Source organism: Mesorhizobium sp. M4A.F.Ca.ET.050.02.1.1, from assembly GCF_003997725.1.
Taxonomy (GTDB): Bacteria; Pseudomonadota; Alphaproteobacteria; order Rhizobiales; family Rhizobiaceae; genus Mesorhizobium.
This window is the reverse complement of the sequence record NZ_RZSG01000893.1, coordinates 1-2,281: the sequence shown is the minus strand read 5'-3', so window position 1 is coordinate 2,281 and position 2,281 is coordinate 1. Positions and strand designations below refer to the sequence as shown.

At 63.3% G+C, this 2,281-nt stretch carries 1 protein-coding gene; it reads right to left on the bottom strand.

The features are described 5' to 3' along the window. On the bottom strand, window positions 1-2,050 hold a 2,050-nt coding region (gene rpoB / locus EOA33_RS32780), incomplete at its 3' end, for a DNA-directed RNA polymerase subunit beta (RefSeq protein ID WP_127407510.1). Window positions 2,051-2,281: the final 231 nt, after the last annotated feature.

Below are 2,281 nucleotides of genomic sequence, written 5' to 3'. Positions count from 1 at the left end.
CGTTCTCGAGGAACGGGATGAGCGCCGCCGCCACCGAAACCATCTGCTTCGGCGACACGTCCATCAGATCGACGTTCTCGCGCGGCGCCATCATCACTTCGCCGGCGTTGCGGCAGATGACGAATTCGTCAACGAAGCCGCCATTCTTGTCGAGCTCGGCGTTGGCCTGCGCGACATGGTGCTTGGCTTCTTCCATCGCCGACAGGTAGACGACCTCGTTGGTCAGCTTGCCGTTGACGATCTTGCGGTACGGGCTCTCGATGAAGCCGTACTTGTTGACGCGCGCGAAGGTCGCCAGCGAGTTGATCAGACCGATATTCGGGCCTTCCGGCGTCTCGATCGGGCAGATGCGGCCGTAATGCGTCGGATGCACGTCGCGCACCTCGAAGCCGGCGCGCTCGCGCGTCAGACCGCCCGGTCCAAGCGCCGAAAGGCGGCGCTTGTGGGTGATCTCCGACAGCGGGTTGGTCTGGTCCATGAACTGCGACAGCTGCGAGGAACCGAAGAACTCGCGCACGGCGGCGGCCGCCGGCTTGGCGTTGATCAGGTCCTGCGGCATCACCGTGTCGATCTCGATCGAGGACATGCGTTCCTTGATCGCGCGCTCCATGCGCAGCAGGCCGACGCGGTACTGGTTTTCCATCAGCTCGCCGACCGAGCGCACGCGGCGGTTGCCGAGATTGTCGATGTCGTCGATCTCGCCCTTGCCGTCGCGCAGTTCCACCAGTGTCTTGACCACGGCCAGGATGTCTTCCTTGCGCAGCACACGCACCGTATCCTCGGCCTTGAGCTCGAGGCGCATGTTCATCTTGACGCGGCCGACGGCCGACAGGTCATAGCGTTCGCTGTCGAAGAACAGCGAGTTGAACATGGCTTCGGCGGTCTCGAGCGTCGGCGGCTCGCCCGGGCGCATGACGCGGTAGATGTCGAACAGCGCGTCCTGCCGGCTCTCGTTCTTGTCGACGGCGAGAGTGTTGCGGATGTAGGCGCCGACATTGACGTGGTCGATGTCGAGGATCTGGATTTCCTGCTCGCCGGTGCCGAGCAGCACCTTCAGCGTCTTGTCGTCGATCTCGTCGCCGGCCTCGAGGAATATCTCGCCGGTGGCGTAGTTGACGATGTCCTCGGCGAGGTAGTTGCCGAGCAGATCCTCGTCAGTCGCCTTGATCGCCTTCAGGCCCTTTTCGCCGAGCTGGCGGGCCTGGCGCGCGGTGATCTTCTTGCCGGCCTCGATGACGATCTCGCCGGTGTCGGCATCGACGAGGTCGCCGACGGCCTTGAGGCCGCGGAAGCGCTCGACGTTGAAGGGAATGCGCCAGTGGTCGCCGGCGCGCTTGTAGGTGATCTTGTTGTAGAAGGTCGACAGGATCTCCTCGCCGTCCATGCCGAGCGCCATCAGCAGCGACGTCACCGGGATCTTGCGGCGGCGGTCGATGCGGGCGTGCACGACGTCCTTGGAGTCGAACTCGATGTCGAGCCACGAGCCGCGATAGGGAATGACGCGCGCGGCAAACAGGAGCTTGCCCGACGAGTGCGACTTGCCCTTGTCATGGTCGAAGAAGACGCCCGGCGAGCGGTGCATCTGCGAGACGATGACGCGCTCGGTGCCGTTGACGATGAAGGTGCCGTTGGACGTCATGAGCGGCATGTCGCCCATGTAGACGTCCTGCTCCTTGATGTCCTTGATCGACTTCGCGCCGGTATCCTCGTCGATATCGAACACGATGAGGCGCAGCGTCACCTTCAGCGGCGCGGCATAGGTCAGGTCGCGCTGACGGCATTCGTCAACGTCGAATTTCGGTCCTTCGAACTCGTACTTCACGAACTCCAGCATCGAGGAGCCGGAAAAATCGGAGATCGGGAAGACCGACTTGAAAACGGCCTGCAGTCCCTCATCGGGACGGCCGCCCTTGGGCTCGTCCACCATCAGGAACTGGTCGTAGGATGCCTTCTGAACCTCGATCAGGTTCGGCATCTCCGCAACTTCCGGGATCTTTCCGAAGAACTTGCGTACGCGTCTGCGGCCATTGAAAGTCTGGGTCTGGGCCATCGTCGCTCCTTAGCTCGATTCTCGGGGCGAACCTCGCCGCGGCTCGCCTTGCATTCCGGGCCGCCTCGGCGGCAGCCCCTGATCTGTTTTCCCGCCGCCAGTCGGCGGCCGGTTAAAACGGGAGAAAACCCGTTTCCTGAAGGCCGTTCCGCGGCCCTCAGGAAAGAGGTTTCCGTACGTCTCGCGCTCTTTGGCTCCCTTGACGTCAAGGGAGTGGCGGGCGGCGCGGGG